Annotated in this window: 14 protein-coding genes; 6 read left to right on the forward strand and 8 right to left on the reverse strand. The window is 60.2% G+C overall.

Annotated elements, in window-relative coordinates; genetic code table 11:
• The first annotated feature begins 49 nt into the window (after positions 1-49).
• Together BBI10_RS03935 and rluB are read left to right on the forward strand one after the other, a co-directional pair.
• Entirely contained in the window at positions 50-244 is a 195-nt protein-coding gene (locus tag BBI10_RS03935) for a DUF1289 domain-containing protein (protein WP_065986946.1), read from the forward strand.
• A gap of 207 nt (positions 245-451) precedes the next feature.
• Positions 452-1,699 (forward strand): 23S rRNA pseudouridine(2605) synthase RluB, encoded by a 1,248-nt coding sequence (rluB, locus tag BBI10_RS03940; protein WP_065986948.1) that lies wholly within the window; start codon positions 452-454, stop codon positions 1,697-1,699.
• Between the two features lie 83 nt (positions 1,700-1,782).
• Here rluB and BBI10_RS03945 read toward each other — a convergent pair whose 3' ends face one another.
• Positions 1,783-2,751 (reverse strand): leucyl aminopeptidase, encoded by a 969-nt coding sequence (locus tag BBI10_RS03945; RefSeq protein ID WP_065986950.1) that lies wholly within the window; start codon positions 2,749-2,751, stop codon positions 1,783-1,785.
• Between the two features lie 70 nt (positions 2,752-2,821).
• Positions 2,822-2,959: a hypothetical protein gene (locus BBI10_RS27520; RefSeq protein ID WP_163022139.1), complete on the reverse strand. Its 138-nt coding sequence runs from the start codon at positions 2,957-2,959 to the stop codon at positions 2,822-2,824.
• A 517-nt stretch (positions 2,960-3,476) separates the two neighbouring features.
• On the opposite strand from BBI10_RS27520, the gene BBI10_RS03950 reads away from it, so the two are divergent.
• Positions 3,477-4,901: an amino acid permease gene (locus BBI10_RS03950; RefSeq protein ID WP_065986952.1), complete on the forward strand. Its 1,425-nt coding sequence runs from the start codon at positions 3,477-3,479 to the stop codon at positions 4,899-4,901.
• Between the two features lie 52 nt (positions 4,902-4,953).
• Positions 4,954-5,367 (forward strand): alternative ribosome rescue aminoacyl-tRNA hydrolase ArfB, encoded by a 414-nt coding sequence (arfB, locus tag BBI10_RS03955; RefSeq protein ID WP_065986956.1) that lies wholly within the window; start codon positions 4,954-4,956, stop codon positions 5,365-5,367.
• A 15-nt stretch (positions 5,368-5,382) separates the two neighbouring features.
• Here arfB and BBI10_RS03960 read toward each other — a convergent pair whose 3' ends face one another.
• The 5 genes from BBI10_RS03960 to phhA all read right to left on the reverse strand — a co-directional run bounded on the left by BBI10_RS03960 (position 5,383) and on the right by phhA (position 9,574).
• Entirely contained in the window at positions 5,383-6,597 is a 1,215-nt protein-coding gene (locus tag BBI10_RS03960; RefSeq protein WP_065986958.1) for an MFS transporter, read from the reverse strand.
• Positions 6,598-6,860: 263 nt separating this feature from the next.
• Positions 6,861-6,998: a hypothetical protein gene (locus tag BBI10_RS27525; protein ID WP_166650518.1), complete on the reverse strand. Its 138-nt coding sequence runs from the start codon at positions 6,996-6,998 to the stop codon at positions 6,861-6,863.
• Between the two features lie 180 nt (positions 6,999-7,178).
• On the reverse strand, positions 7,179-8,375 hold the full coding sequence (locus BBI10_RS03965) for an amino acid aminotransferase (protein WP_065986960.1): 1,197 nt from the start codon (positions 8,373-8,375) through the stop codon (positions 7,179-7,181).
• A 1-nt stretch (position 8,376) separates the two neighbouring features.
• Positions 8,377-8,733, reverse strand: coding sequence for a 4a-hydroxytetrahydrobiopterin dehydratase (locus BBI10_RS03970; protein ID WP_065986962.1), 357 nt, complete (start codon positions 8,731-8,733; stop codon positions 8,377-8,379).
• 52 nt (positions 8,734-8,785) lie between these two features.
• Positions 8,786-9,574, reverse strand: coding sequence for a phenylalanine 4-monooxygenase (gene phhA / locus BBI10_RS03975; protein WP_065986964.1), 789 nt, complete (start codon positions 9,572-9,574; stop codon positions 8,786-8,788).
• A 272-nt stretch (positions 9,575-9,846) separates the two neighbouring features.
• On the opposite strand from phhA, the gene BBI10_RS03980 reads away from it, so the two are divergent.
• Positions 9,847-11,400 (forward strand): sigma-54-dependent transcriptional regulator, encoded by a 1,554-nt coding sequence (locus BBI10_RS03980; protein ID WP_065986966.1) that lies wholly within the window; start codon positions 9,847-9,849, stop codon positions 11,398-11,400.
• Between the two features lie 164 nt (positions 11,401-11,564).
• On the opposite strand, the gene BBI10_RS03985 is transcribed toward BBI10_RS03980, so the two are convergent.
• Positions 11,565-11,831: a DUF2790 domain-containing protein gene (locus BBI10_RS03985; protein WP_065986968.1), complete on the reverse strand. Its 267-nt coding sequence runs from the start codon at positions 11,829-11,831 to the stop codon at positions 11,565-11,567.
• A gap of 446 nt (positions 11,832-12,277) precedes the next feature.
• On the opposite strand from BBI10_RS03985, the gene acs reads away from it, so the two are divergent.
• Entirely contained in the window at positions 12,278-14,233 is a 1,956-nt protein-coding gene (acs, locus tag BBI10_RS03990; protein ID WP_065986974.1) for an acetate--CoA ligase, read from the forward strand.
• The last annotated feature ends 181 nt before the right edge of the window (positions 14,234-14,414 follow it).

Consider the following 14,414-nt stretch of genomic DNA (forward strand, 5'->3'; position numbering starts at 1 on the left):
GCTGTGGCAGGACGATGCGCAGCGCCCAATTCCTCATTCAGGCGAACCCATGAGCACCAAGAATCCCTGCATCAGCCTCTGCAAATTCGACGATGATATTTGCCTGGGCTGTGGTCGCAGCAAGCGCGAGATCAAATCCTGGAAGAAGATGGAGAAGGACGAAAAGCGTTCGGTGCTCGCCGAATCGGCGCTGCGGCTGATCAAGCTCAAGGGCGCCAGTCGGCGGAAAAAGAAGTCAGCCTGAATTTTTCATCTAGTCTCTGATGCGCAACGCGCGTCAGGCGCGTATGATTCGCGACCTTTTGGCGATCCACACGCGCCAGGGATTTCAGTTTTCCGCCCGTTCCGCCTCAGAGCTGTTCTGATCCGGAGCCGCTTTCGTCCAGAGAGCCGGGCCACAGGCCATGCCCACTCGCGCATGCCCTGATTCGACACACCGGGAGGTGCCCAGATGAGTGAACAAGACAAGCAAGACAAAGAGATCGGCCCAGCAGGCGAAAAACTGCAGAAGGTTCTGGCGCGCATCGGCGTCGGTTCCCGTCGCGACGTTGAAGCCTGGATTGGCGAAGGCCGCATCAAGGTCAACGGCGTTCAGGCCACTCTGGGTCAGCGCGTCGACCTGCACGACGCCATCACGGTCGACGGTCGCGTGATCCGCCGCGAAGAAGCCGCCGAAACCGTTCGCCGCGTCGTCATGTACAACAAGCCGGACGGTGAAATCTGCACCCGTGACGACCCTGAAGGCCGTCCGACCGTGTTTGATCGCCTGCCGCGCCCGAAAGAAGGCCGCTGGATCAACATCGGTCGTCTGGACATCAACACCACCGGGTTGCTGATGTTCACCACCGACGGTGAACTGGCCAACCGCCTGATGCACCCTTCGTTCGAAATGGACCGCGAGTACGCCGTGCGCGTCCGTGGCGAAGTCGACGACGACATGCTGGCGCGCCTGAAGGCTGGCGTGGTGCTGGAAGACGGTCCGGCGCGTTTCACCGACATTCAGCAGGCGCCGGGTGGCGAAGGCTTCAACCACTGGTACCACTGCGTGGTCATGGAAGGCCGCAACCGCGAAGTCCGTCGGTTGTGGGAATCCCAGGGTTTGGTGGTCAGCCGTCTGAAGCGCGTGCGTTTCGGTCCGGTGTTCCTCAACTCCGATCTGCCGATGGGTCGCTGGCGCGAAATGAGTCAGCAGGAAGTCGACATCCTCAGCGCCGAGGTCGGCCTGACGCCGGTCGCGATGCCGCAGATGACCGCCAAGACCAAAGACAAGCTGGAGCGTTTGCAGCGCCAGTCGTCCCGTCCGTTGGGCAAGGGCGAGCGCGTGCGTCAGGTTCGTCCGGCCAAAGATGCAGTGTCTTCGGACCGTCCGGCCCGTGAGCCACGTCTGGCGGATGGCGAGCGCCCGGCGCGCAAGCCTGCGGAAAACGGTCGTCCGGCGCGCACCCCGCGTCCGGCCATCGGTGGTCGTGGCGACACTGCCCGTGGCGGCAATCCACGTGGCGACAGCGCGCGTAGCGAAAACGGTCGCGGCACGCCGGTCGCGGAACGCCCGAGCGACATGAACAAGCGTCCCGCCAAGCCGAAGCCTTCGCGTCCCGGCATCGGTCTGGTAGACGACAAGACCCCGTCCGGCAAACGCCGCGGCCCGCCAAGCGGCACCGGTCAGCGCCCGGGCTTTGGTCGTCGCAAGCCCGAGTAATGGCCTTGTGAAGCAGTAATCGCGGTCTGAAGTACAAAAAACGCCAGTCGAGAGACTGGCGTTTTTTTATGCGCGCTTGGGAGTCAGACGACGTAGGCAGTGCCGTCGAACACCACGCGATTGTCCACGGCCAGTGAGCCGCTGTTGAAAATCAGGTCCATGTGGTGGCTGCCCTTGGCGCCGCCACCCAGTCCCAGATGCAGTCCGCAATGGCGCTCCTCGAAACCCGCATTGCGCGCGTACAGCTGGCTGACACCTTCGTTGGTGCCGATCCCCAGTTCTTCGATGCGCCGGTTCGAGGGATTGGCGTCCAGGTATTTATTGAAGTCGTGCTCCAGCCCCGGCACGTCGGTGGCAATGCGGGTGATGGTGGAGTTCTCGATCCACAATTCCAGTGGCGACTCGATGATCCCGTACTTGCGCGCGAAGGGTATGGTGCTGAGAAAGGTGCCGAGGAACCGCACATGACCGTTGATGGATTCGCTGTGGGTGGCGATCTCACCGGGAGCCAGGTCGTAGTTACCGACGCCGTTGATGTTGGTCCACTTCTTCAATTCGCGCAGCGGCGCCTCGAAGTACGAGCCGTGATCGTCGCTGAAGCTGAGGGTCTCGCCTTCGTTCATGGTATCGATCAACGCCGCATTCAACTGCGCGATGCGCTCGGGCTCAACGCTGAACGTGTCGTAGAAATAATCGCCGTAATCTTTGAACAGCAAAGACTTTTTCCACTGCGCCGACATCACCTCTTGCAGCTGACGAATGAACGGCGGTCCCTCGGCGCGGGGATTGGGCAGCGTTGAGGAATCGTAGAACAGGACGAAGAGATCGGAGTCGGTGATGGCCTCTGATAGCTCGCCGACCGGGGTAGTGTCCAGCGGCAATGTGCTGAACCGGAAGACATCCCGCGCCGTCGAGCTCTCTGCGATGCCCTCGATGAGACGGCGGTATTCCGCGGTGTGTGCCAGTAAGACGTGGGGGGTGTGAATGCCGGTGACGGCGGGATGGTGTTGCAGGTAGTAGAGGAAATGTTCGATTGCGCTGCTGTTATCCATAGTGCGCTCCGCATCCGGATGCTCGAAACAAGAGGGCGAACGCGTTAGCCACGTTCGCCCTTCAGCTGTTTTAGAACGGCCACATCGCGGTGCCAAACGGCACCACAGCGTCAGCCTGCATCATCTCCACAGCGGCATCATGAGTCGGTGCTTCAAACCAATCGTCCAATTGCAGTTCTTCTTCCAGAGCCAGTTCAACTGTTTGCATAGGTGAATCTCCTGAGAATGACGTACTTGCCGAATGCAGCGAGGACGAAAGGCATCGCCTTAACTCCTCGTCATGGAAGCACACTGACCTTCGTGGCCAGCAAGCACTGAAAAAACTAGTGCAATAGTCAGACTGTTGCAAAATAAAAATCGACCGGCAAATGCTGGCATTTCGCCGGACTTATTGAAACTTGCAGCGAAAACAACGTTAGGGAGCTTTTGATTTCGGTGAATTATTTTTGCGACAGAATTGTGTCGGAGGTTGGTATAGAACAGCTTCCCGGCTGAAGCCGGTCCTACAAAAGCACCGGTCGAATTAGGTGGGAGCGGCTTCAGCCGGGAATTCTTTCGCCGCCAAACGCCATGTGAGCGGTGTACAATGCGCGCCCGTTTTTTCTGTGATCCACCGGCGTATGGACGCCAACCCCTCGGGGTTACCCACTCCGTTTCCCTCCGCCGCGTCATGAGCGCGTCGGGTTCGATTCCGTCACAGACAAGCGCGCCAAGGTGGTTTGCCAATGAGTGAAAACATGTCCCATTCGGGTGACTTGAAGCGTGGTCTGAAGAACCGTCACATCCAGCTGATCGCCCTCGGTGGCGCGATCGGCACGGGGCTGTTCCTAGGCTCGGCAGGGGTGCTGAAGTCCGCAGGCCCGTCGATGATCCTTGGCTACGCCGTCTGCGGCTTCATTGCTTTCATGATTATGCGACAGCTCGGCGAGATGATCGTCGAAGAGCCGGTGGCTGGGTCGTTCAGCCATTTCGCCCACAATTACTGGGGCGGTTTTGCCGGCTTTCTGTCGGGCTGGAATTGCTGGGTCCTCTACATTCTGGTGGGCATGTCCGAACTGACCGCCGTCGGCAAATACATCCAGTACTGGTGGCCGGAAGTCCCGGCGTGGGCCTCGGCTGCCGTGTTCTTCGTGATGATCAACGTCATCAACCTGGCCAACGTAAAAGTCTTTGGCGAGGCTGAATTCTGGTTCGCGATCATTAAGGTGGTGGCGATTCTGGGGATGATCGCCCTGGGCAGCTATCTGCTGGTCAGCGGCGAGGGTGGCCCACAAGCGTCGGTCAGCAACCTGTGGGATCGGGGCGGCTTCTTCCCCCATGGCGTGAGCGGGCTGGTCATGGCGCTGGCGTTCATCATGTTCTCGTTCGGCGGGCTGGAAATGCTTGGCTTCACCGCAGCCGAGGCGGACCAGCCGCGGACCATCATTCCCAAGGCGATCAATCAGGTCATTTATCGGATTCTGATTTTCTACATCGGCTCGCTGGTGGTGCTGCTGTCGCTGACGCCGTGGGACGCCTTGCTGATTGACCTCAATGCGTCCGGCGATGCCTACAGCGGCAGCCCGTTCGTGCATGTGTTCTCGATGCTGGGCAGCACGACGGCGGCGCATATTCTCAACTTCGTCGTGCTGACGGCGGCCTTGTCGGTCTACAACAGCGGCACCTATTGCAACGCGCGCATGCTGTTCGGCATGGCCGAGCAAGGCGATGCGCCGCAGTCACTGGCGCGGGTCGATGGCCGGGGTGTTCCGGTGCGAGCGATTCTGGTGTCGGCGGCGGTGACGCTGATCGCCGTGCTGCTCAACTACCTGATGCCGCAAAACGCCCTTGAGCTGCTGATGTCCCTGGTGGTCGCCACTCTGGTCATCAACTGGGCGATGATCAGCTATTCGCACCTCAAGTTCCGCCAGCACCTGACCCGGGTCGGCCAGCAGCCGCTGTTCAAGGCGCTGTGGTACCCGTACGGCAACTACGTCTGTCTGGCGTTTGTGGTGCTGATTCTGGTGATCATGCTGATGATCCCCGGTATCCGGATTTCGGTGTACGCGATCCCGATCTGGCTGGCGGCGATGTGGGTGTTTTACGTGATCAAGAACAAGCGCCGGGCCAACAGCGAGTCAATGGCCCAGCGGACGTCGATCATCAAATAAGGCGAGAGCCGCCGGTGACGTCGCGGCGGCTTCGACCAGGAACTGGATTGCCATGCTGATCATCTCCAACAACATCCACCTGCCGGACAGCGACGTCGAGCTGACCGCCATCCGTGCCCAGGGTGCGGGTGGTCAGAACGTCAACAAGGTGTCCAGCGCCATGCACCTGCGCTTCGACATCAACGCCTCGTCGCTGCCGCCGTTCTACAAGGAACGCCTGCTGGCGCTGCGTGACAGCCGCATCACCAGCGACGGCGTGCTGGTGATCAAGGCGCAGCAATACCGGACGCAGGAGCAGAACCGTGCCGATGCGCTGGAACGCCTGAGCGAGCTGATCATCAGTGCGGGGAAGGTGGAGAAGAAGCGCCGGCCGACCAAGCCGACCCTGGGCTCGAAGACCCGCCGGCTGGAATCGAAAACCAAGCGCGGGTCGATCAAGGCAGGGCGGGGCAAGGTCGATTTTTGAGTGTCGCTTGCGGGATCAGCTGGCGACCGGCTTGTCTCGCGTCCTTTTCGCGTGCTTGTAGAGATACACGCTTAGCCCGAGGCCGCTCAGTGACGCCAGCGCAGCAAACAGGAAGATCGACGCGAAGCCGAAACCAGCCGCCACGGCGCCCGCCACCGGCCCGGTAATCCCCAGCGACAGGTCAATGAACAGCGAATAAGCCCCCACCGCCGCACCGCGACTGGCCGGCGGCACCAGGTTCACCGCTTCGACGCCCAGCGCCGGGAACACCAGCGAGAAGCCGAAGCCGGTCAGCGCCGCACCGGCCAACGCCAGATTCGGGTTGGGCGCCAGCCACAGCAGCAGCAAGCCCAACGTCTCCACCGACAGGCAGGCAATCGCCACGCGGAAGCCGCCGATGCGATTGATCAGGTTGCCGAACAGCAGGCGTGCACCGATGAAGCAGGCGCCGAACAGGCTCAGGCACAACACCGCATTTGGCCAGGTGTGGCTGGCGTAATACAGCGTGATAAACGTTGCGATGGTGCCGAAGCCGATTGACCCCAGCGCCAGCCCGGTCCCGTGGGGCAGCACGCGGCCCAGCACGTGGAGGAAGGGCAAGCGCTCGCCATGCACCAGCGGCGCCGGGGTTTTCTTCCAGGCCAGGGAAATCCCCAGCGCCGCCAACAGCATGATGCTGACGCCCATGCTCCACAGCCCCAACGCATTGACCAACAACACCCCCACCGGCGCGCCGATGGCCAGGGCGCCGTAGCTGGCGATGCCGTTCCATGAAATCACTTTGGCCGTATTGGCAGCGCCGACGCGGCCGATGCCCCAGCCGATCGAGCCGGAGCCAACCAGGCTTTCAGCGCTGCCGAGCACCAGCCGCCCTACAAACAGGCTGATCAGGCTGATCATTGGCCAGGCGTCGAGCCAGTCGGCGAGGAGCATGAACACGCCGCTCAACCCGCAGCCGAACAGACCGATGATTACCGCTTTTTTCGGGCCTCGGGTGTCGATGAATCGCCCGGCAAAGGGCCGGCTGAGGAGGGTCGCGAGGTATTGCACGCTGATCACCAGCCCGGCAGCGACCGCGCCGAAGCCAAGGTCGGTGTGCACATAACCTGGCAATACGGCCAGCGGGATACCGATGTTCAGGTAGCCGATGAAGGTGAAAAGGACGATGGAAACAACCTGCAGCGTGACAGCCATAGGACGTTGAGGGGCAGCGCTCGAAGCGTCTGGCATGGGCATAGATCCACGGTTACGACGGAAAAAGAATAGCGAGGGGGCAATCGGGTTGAAGCGTAGACGCTTGAATCCGCGCGAGGGCACATGATAGCGAGGCACGGCGGTTCATGGCAGTGGCGGATGGGTGGATCTGAGTTCGGGGTCAGGCAGAGGTGAAGCCTGTTGCGAATGATTCAGCCCTTATGGAAATACACCTTGAAGACGCTCTTCCGTAGGGGCTGAAAATTTAGCGGCTGAAAAATCAGTGGCTAAACAGGCCTTCAGCGCGGGCTTTGGGCTTTGCTGCTGTCGTTGCGTTTACCGCTGGCTTTCATCTCGATCGGCTGACCGAGTTCCTGGCGGGCTGCTGCACTTTGCTGATTCTGGCTTGGGAAGGGGAAGTTCGGGATTTCATGCATATCGTCGCTCCTCACAAGTGTGTTGCGGCTGAATTGAACAGCGCGTCCGAGAACGCTCAGGGAGGATACAGCAGTACAAATGACAATCAGACTTTTAAATGCGGGCCGCTGGTCATGTAGTGAGGATGGGTTCCTGCAACATGCGCGCGGCCCTTTAAAAGCGTCGACTCGGTGAGCGCCTCAGTCCTTGCAAACCGCCGCAAACGCCGCTGCCAGCTCATCCAGTCTCGTGGCGTCAATCCCCGCAACGTTGGCTCGACCCGCCGCCACCATGTACACGCTATGCTCGTTTCGCAGACGCGCGACCTGGTCGTCGTTCATGCCAGTGTAGGAAAACATGCCGCGCTGCACGCCAATGTGGGCGAAACGTTCACCCAGACCCAGCGGCGTGAGTGCTTGGACCAGCCCGACCCGAAGTTGCGCAATGCGGCTGCGCATCTCCTCAACCTCTCCAGCCCACAGGGCCTTCAATTCAGGATCGCCCAAAATTTCGGCCACCACGGCGGCGCCATGATCCGGCGGGTTCGACCACAGATTACGGGCCGTCGCCGACAGCTGACTGCGCACGTCCATCAGCTTCTCGGTGGTGTCAGCACAGACGAGCAAGGCGCCGGTCCGCTCGCGGTACAGACCGAAGTTTTTCGAGCAGGAACTGGTGATCAGCAGCTCAGGCAGCTCGCCGGCAAACAGGCGAACCGCCCAGGCGTCCTCCTCGAGACCGTCGCCAAAACCCTGGTAGGCGAAATCGATCAGCGGCAGCAGGTTGCGTTGCTTGACGATTTCCAGCACCGCGTGCCAGTCATCACGGGACAGGTCGAACCCGGTCGGGTTGTGACAGCACGCGTGCAGCAGGACAACGTCGCCCTCGGGAATGGTTTTCAACGTCTCCAGCATGGCCGGCACGTTGAGCTGATTGTCGCGGCCCACGTAGGGGTAGTGACTGACCTTCAAGCCCGCCGCCGCATAGATGGTTTCGTGAATCGGCCAGGTCGGATCGCTCAACCAGATGCCCTTGCCCGGCAGGCAGTGGGCAATGAAGTCTGCGCTCAACCGCAGCGCGCCGGTGCCGCCGGGTGTCTGGGTGGCGCCGACGCGTTTGCTGGCGATCAGCGGCGAATCGGCGCCCATGACCAGTTCACAGATCAGCGTGCCGAAACGCGGTTCGCCATGGCCACCGATGTAACTCTTGGTGGGCTGCGAGTCGACCAGTCGCTGCTCGGCGATTTTCACCGCGCGAGGGATGGTGGTCAGGCCCTGCGCATCTTTATAGACGCCCACGCCCAGGTCGAACTTGTTCGGATTCGGGTCTTTGGCGTAGGCCTGAATCAGGCCCAGGATGGGATCGTCCGGTACGCGCTGAATCTGTGAGAAATGCATTTTACTTACGGCCCTCGGCGCTTTTGGCCACCTCGTCTGTGCGGGAGGCCATGATGAAATCGTTGCGGTGCAGCCCTTTGATGGAGTGGCTCCACCAGGTCACGGTCACTTTGCCCCATTCGGTCAGCAGACCCGGGTGGTGACCTTCGGCCTCGGCAATTTCGCCGACAGCGTTGGTAAACGCCAGCGCAAATTTGAAATTCTTGAACAGGAAGACTTTTTCCAGTTGCATGACGCTGTCACGCACTTCGATGTTCCAGTCCGGGATCTGCTTGAGCAAATCCGGCAGCTCGGCGTCACTGACTTGCGGGGCGTCGGCGCGGCAGGCTTCGCACTGGGATTGGTTGAGAGCGGTCATTGAAAGATTCCTTGATCGGGTTCGGGCTGCTTTTTTCGGGGCGGCTGTTGTTTTAAGCGGCTTTATTTTTCGGTGGAAATTTCGGCGCGTGCAGCCCCAGTTCAGCCGCCGTGCGGGCCATGTCCATGATGTCCTCATGGGCAAGGTCAAACAGGCGCTTGAGGTCTGGCAGTACAAAATACACTGGCTGCAGAATGTCGATGCGATAGGGCGTGCGCATGGCTTCAATCGGGTCGAAGGGCTGATGTTCGGGGGTCGATGACACGCTGTAAACGGTTTCCTTGGGCGAAGAGAGGATGCCGCCGCCGTAGATCTTGCGCCCTTGTGGCGTGTCGACCAGGCCGAATTCGATGGTCATCCAGTAGAGGCGGGCAAGATACACGCGCTGCTCTTTGCTGGCTGCCAGACCGAGCTTGCCGTAGGTGTGGGTAAATTCTGCAAACCACGGGTTGGTCAGCAACGGGCAGTGTCCGAAAACCTCGTGAAAGATGTCGGGCTCTTGCAGGTAGTCGAGTTCTTCTTCGCTGCGAATGAACGTGGCGACCGGAAATCGCTTGCTCGCCAGCAACTCGAAGAAGGTTTGAAAAGGGATCAGCGCCGGCACGCGCTCGACTTGCCAACCCGTGGCTGCCCCCAGCACGCGGTTGATTTCGCCGAGCTGCGGAATACGGTCGTGGGGCAGGGCGAGCTGCTCGATGCCATCCAGATACTCCTGACACGCGCGGCCTTCGACCACCTTGAGCTGGCGGGTGATGAGGGTGTTCCAGATTCTGTGTTCGGCGTCGGAGTAATCAATAAAACCGGTGGCGTCCGGTTCGCGTGCGACGTACTGCGTACTCATGGGGCTCTCCTGATGGTTTTTTCTTATATGGAGCAATGCGATATAGGGATGAATCTGATGGGCCTATTGATAGCTGATTTGGCGCTTCCGGACGCGGGGCTTTCGCTCGATTTGCCTGAAACGCTACGACAATTCGTAAAGAAAACGTGACGATCCCATGGATAGGCTCGTATGTAATTGCCACGCGGTCGCCTCCGTCCCTTGCGCTGTAACGTATTCTTGACGATAAACTTGAACGAACCCGAAATCGATGCCACGTCCGCGAGCTCTCCATGCGTATCAAAGTCCATTGTCAGAACCGCGTTGGCATCCTGCGCGACATCCTTGAGCTGCTGGTGGCCTACGGCGTCAACGTCTCCGGTGGGGAAGTGGGAGGTGAGCATGGCGATGCCATCTATCTGCGTTGCCCGAACCTGATCAATCTGCAGTTCCAGGCGCTGGTGCCGAAATTCGAGACCATAGCCGGGGTATTCGGCGTCAAGCGTGTGGGATTAATGCCCAGCGAACGTCGGCATATGGAGCTCAATGCCTTGCTTGGCGCCCTTGAGTTTCCCGTGCTCTCCATAGACATGGGCGGCTCCATCGTTGCGGCGAATCGCGCTGCGGCGCAGTTGCTGGGCGTGCGGGTCGATGAGGTGCCGGGCATCCCGCTGTCCCGTTACGCCGAGGATTTCGACCTGCCGCAGTTGGTGCGCGCCAACCGCTCGCGCATCAATGGCCTGCGCGTGAAGGTAAAGGGCGACATTTTTCTCGCGGACATCGCGCCCCTGCAATCCGAGCACGAAGACAGCGAAGCCATGGCCGGCGCCGTGCTGACATTGCACCGCGCCGACCGGGTCGGCGAGCACATCTATAACGTGCGCAAGCAGGAGCTGCGCGGTTTCGACAGCATTTTTCAGAGTTCGAAGGTGATGGCGGCGGTGGTTCGGGAGGCCCGGCGCATGGCCCCGCTGGATGCGCCGTTGCTGATCGAAGGCGAGACCGGCACCGGCAAGGAGTTGCTGGCGCGGGCTTGTCATCTCGCCAGCCCGCGCGGTCAGTCGCCGATGATGGCGCTCAACTGCGCGGGGTTTTCCGAATCCATGGCCGAGACCGAGCTCTTCGGCTACGGCCCCGGTGCGTTTGAAGGTGCGCGCGCCGAAGGCAAGTTGGGGCTGCTCGAATTGACCTCGGGCGGCACGTTGTTTCTCGACGGCGTCGCGGAAATGAGCGCGCGGTTGCAGGCGAAACTGCTGCGCTATCTGCAGGAAGGTTGCTTTCGACGGGTAGGCAGCGACGAAGAGGTGTATCTCGATGTGCGGATCATCTGCGCCACCCAAGTGGACCTGTCCGAACTCTGCGCCCGGGGTGAATTCCGCCAGGACCTCTACCACCGGCTTAACGTGTTGTCCTTGCACATTCCGCCCCTGCGCGAGTGCATGGACGGTCTCGCGCCGCTGGTGGAGCATTTTCTCGATCAGGCCAGTCGGCAGATCGGCTGCACCTTGCCTCGGCTGGCGCCTGCGGCCATGGAACGTCTCAGCCAATACCACTGGCCCGGCAATGTCCGGCAGTTGGAGAATGTCCTGTTTCAGGCGGTTTCGTTGTGCGACGGCAAACGAGTGAACGCCGAACATATTCGCCTGCCGGATTACGGCGTGCGCCAACCCTTGGGCGACTTTTCTCTGGAAGGCGGATTGGAAGATATTGTCGGGCGATTCGAGAAAGCAGTACTTGAACAGTTATATGCAGCACACCCGAGCAGCCGGTTATTAGGCAAGCGACTGGGTATTTCCCATACAACGGTGGCCAATAAGCTGAAGCACTATGGAATAGGCCAACGTTGAACGATGTGCTGATTAACTACAGGGGAGTGATTGGAGTGGCGGTCCACCTTGCCCGCGCTTCACTCAGACAGATAACAGCCAGATAAACGGACACACCGCATTACATGAGCAAGCGCGCTTCTTTAAATAAGTCGCGCGCTCAACTCAACGAAACAGATGGCTGATCAGCCGTTGCTGCAACCGTTACCCATGACCTGATACTCAAGCACGTGGCGTTTGCCCTGCGAGTCTTCGTAAGTCATGTGCTGGGGGACGACCTGGCAGACGTCCGGCACGTCATCCACCGAAATGACCTTCGCGATATCCAGTTTAGTGGAGTAGGTGTACTCCTCGACACGCTGTTGCTGGGCGGCCACTTTCGCGCCGGATTCTTCTGCCATTGCCATGGCGCTGAAACCACAAAGAGCCATTACAACCAGTGCAGCTTTCATTACTCGTTTCCTCTAAGTTGCTTCATTCACACTGCGGCGCAGAAAGTGCGGTCGACAGGGTGCACAGAATCCTTGTGGGGCTCTGAGTGAAGCGAATGATGACCGGGTGGGTTAGTTGATCGATGTCCAGCGTGGGGGCTGTTGTTAATCAATCAGTTGCCGTGTTGGCGGAACGGATTCTATGCCCCTCTCTGGAATTCATATAGAAACCATTTTGATAAAGTCTATTGAGCAAATCGGCAACAATCGTCGTATGCAGGTTGTTGTCAGGCGCCCATGGATTCTTTGGTCGTAGCCGAGACATGAAGATTTGCCTGAAGCCGGGCACGTCACCTGCTTTCGGCGCTATGCTCGGGAGCGGTAAGACCATCGTCGAATGGCCTTTGCAGCCGTCGGCGGATACAACAGGGTCATAAAACAACAACATTTCCACCGAGGTAAGAAAGATGAGTGCGGCTTCCCTGTACCCCGTCCGCCCTGAAGTGGCAGCCAACACGCTGACTGACGAGGCGACCTACAAGGCGATGTACCAGCAGTCGGTGGTCAACCCCGATGGCTTCTGGCGCGAGCAAGCCCAGCGCCTTGACTGGATCAAGCCATTCACCACCGTCAAACAGACCTCCTTCGACGACCACCGCGTCGACATCAAGTGGTTCGCCGACGGCACCCTGAACGTTTCCTACAACTGCCTCGACCGCCATCTGGCCGAGCGCGGTGATTCAATTGCGATCATCTGGGAAGGCGACGATCCGTCCGAGAGCCGCAATATTACCTATCGGGAACTGCACGAAGAAGTCTGCAAGTTCGCCAACGCGCTGCGCGGGCAGGATGTCCACCGCGGCGACGTCGTCACTATCTATATGCCGATGATCCCGGAAGCCGTTGTGGCCATGCTGGCCTGCGCGCGTATCGGTGCGATTCACTCGGTAGTATTTGGTGGTTTCTCCCCGGAAGCACTGGCCGGTCGCATCATCGACTGCAAATCGAAGGTGGTGATCACCGCAGACGAAGGGCTGCGTGGCGGCAAGAAAACCCCCATGAAGGCCAACGTCGACCGTGCGCTGACCAACCCGGAAACGGCGAGCGTACAAAAGGTCATCGTGTGCAAGCGCACCGGCGGCGATATCGAGTGGAACCGTCATCGAGACATCTGGTACCACTCGCTGCTGGACGTGGCCTCAAGCACCTGCGCGCCGAAAGAAATGGGCGCCGAAGAGTCGCTGTTCATCCTTTACACCTCCGGCTCCACCGGCAAGCCGAAGGGCGTGTTGCACACCACAGCGGGCTATCTGCTGTACGCCGCGCTGACCCACGAGCGTGTGTTCGATTACCGTCCGGGCGAAGTGTACTGGTGCACCGCCGACGTCGGCTGGGTTACCGGCCACAGCTATATCGTCTACGGACCGCTGGCCAACGGCGCCACCACGCTGCTGTTCGAGGGCGTGCCGAACTACCCGGACATCACCCGCGTGTCGAAAATCGTCGACAAGCACAAGGTCAACATCCTCTACACCGCGCCGACCGCCATTCGCGCCATGATGGCCGAGGGCACCAAAGCCGTAGAAGGCGCCGACGGTTCGAGCCTTCGCCTGTTGGGTTCGGTTGGCGAGCCGATCAACCCGGAAGCATGGAACTGGTACTACAACACCGTCGGCAACAAGAATTGCCCGATTGTGGACACCTGGTGGCAGACCGAGACCGGCGGCATTCTGATCAGCCCGTTGCCTGGCGCTATTGCGTTGAAGCCGGGTTCGGCGACCCGTCCGTTCTTCGGCGTGATCCCGGCGCTGGTGGATAACCTGGGCAACCTCATCGAAGGCGCGGCGGAGGGCAATCTAGTGATTCTCGACTCGTGGCCGGGTCAGTCCCGCAGCCTGTATGGCGACCACGACCGTTTCGTCGACACCTACTTCAAGACCTTCCGCGGTATGTATTTCACCGGTGATGGCGCCCGTCGTGACGAAGACGGTTACTACTGGATCACTGGCCGCGTCGATGACGTGCTGAACGTGTCCGGCCACCGCATGGGCACCGCCGAAATCGAGAGCGCGATGGTGGCTCACCCGAAAGTCGCCGAAGCAGCCGTCGTGGGCGTGCCTCACGATCTGAAGGGGCAGGGCATCTACGTTTACGTCACCCTCAATGGCGGTGAAGTGCCGGACGAGGCGCTGCGCATCGAGTTGCGTAACTGGGTGCGCAAGGAGATCGGTCCGATCGCCTCGCCGGATGTGATTCAGTGGGCGCCGGGCCTGCCGAAGACACGTTCCGGCAAGATCATGCGCCGTATCCTGCGCAAGATCGCCACCGGGGAGTACGACGCGCTGGGCGATATCTCTACGCTTGCTGACCCGAGTGTGGTGGCGCATCTGGTGGAGACGCACAAGACCATGACTGCTGCCTGAGGGGCGTGCTTCGTAAGATCAAGGGCGTCGGCCTAACGGCCTCTGTTTCGCCTTCGGCGAGTTACTTGGAAAAGCACCCCAAGTAACCAAGGGTGCTTGCTCTCGGTTGGGCCCGACTTCGTCGGGTTCCTTCACTCCGGTCTCGCTCCGTGGGCCCGCCCCGAACGGACATCCATGTCCT

The sequence above is a fragment of the Pseudomonas graminis genome, from assembly GCF_001705435.1.
In the GTDB taxonomy this organism is placed as follows: domain Bacteria; phylum Pseudomonadota; class Gammaproteobacteria; order Pseudomonadales; family Pseudomonadaceae; genus Aquipseudomonas; species Aquipseudomonas graminis_B.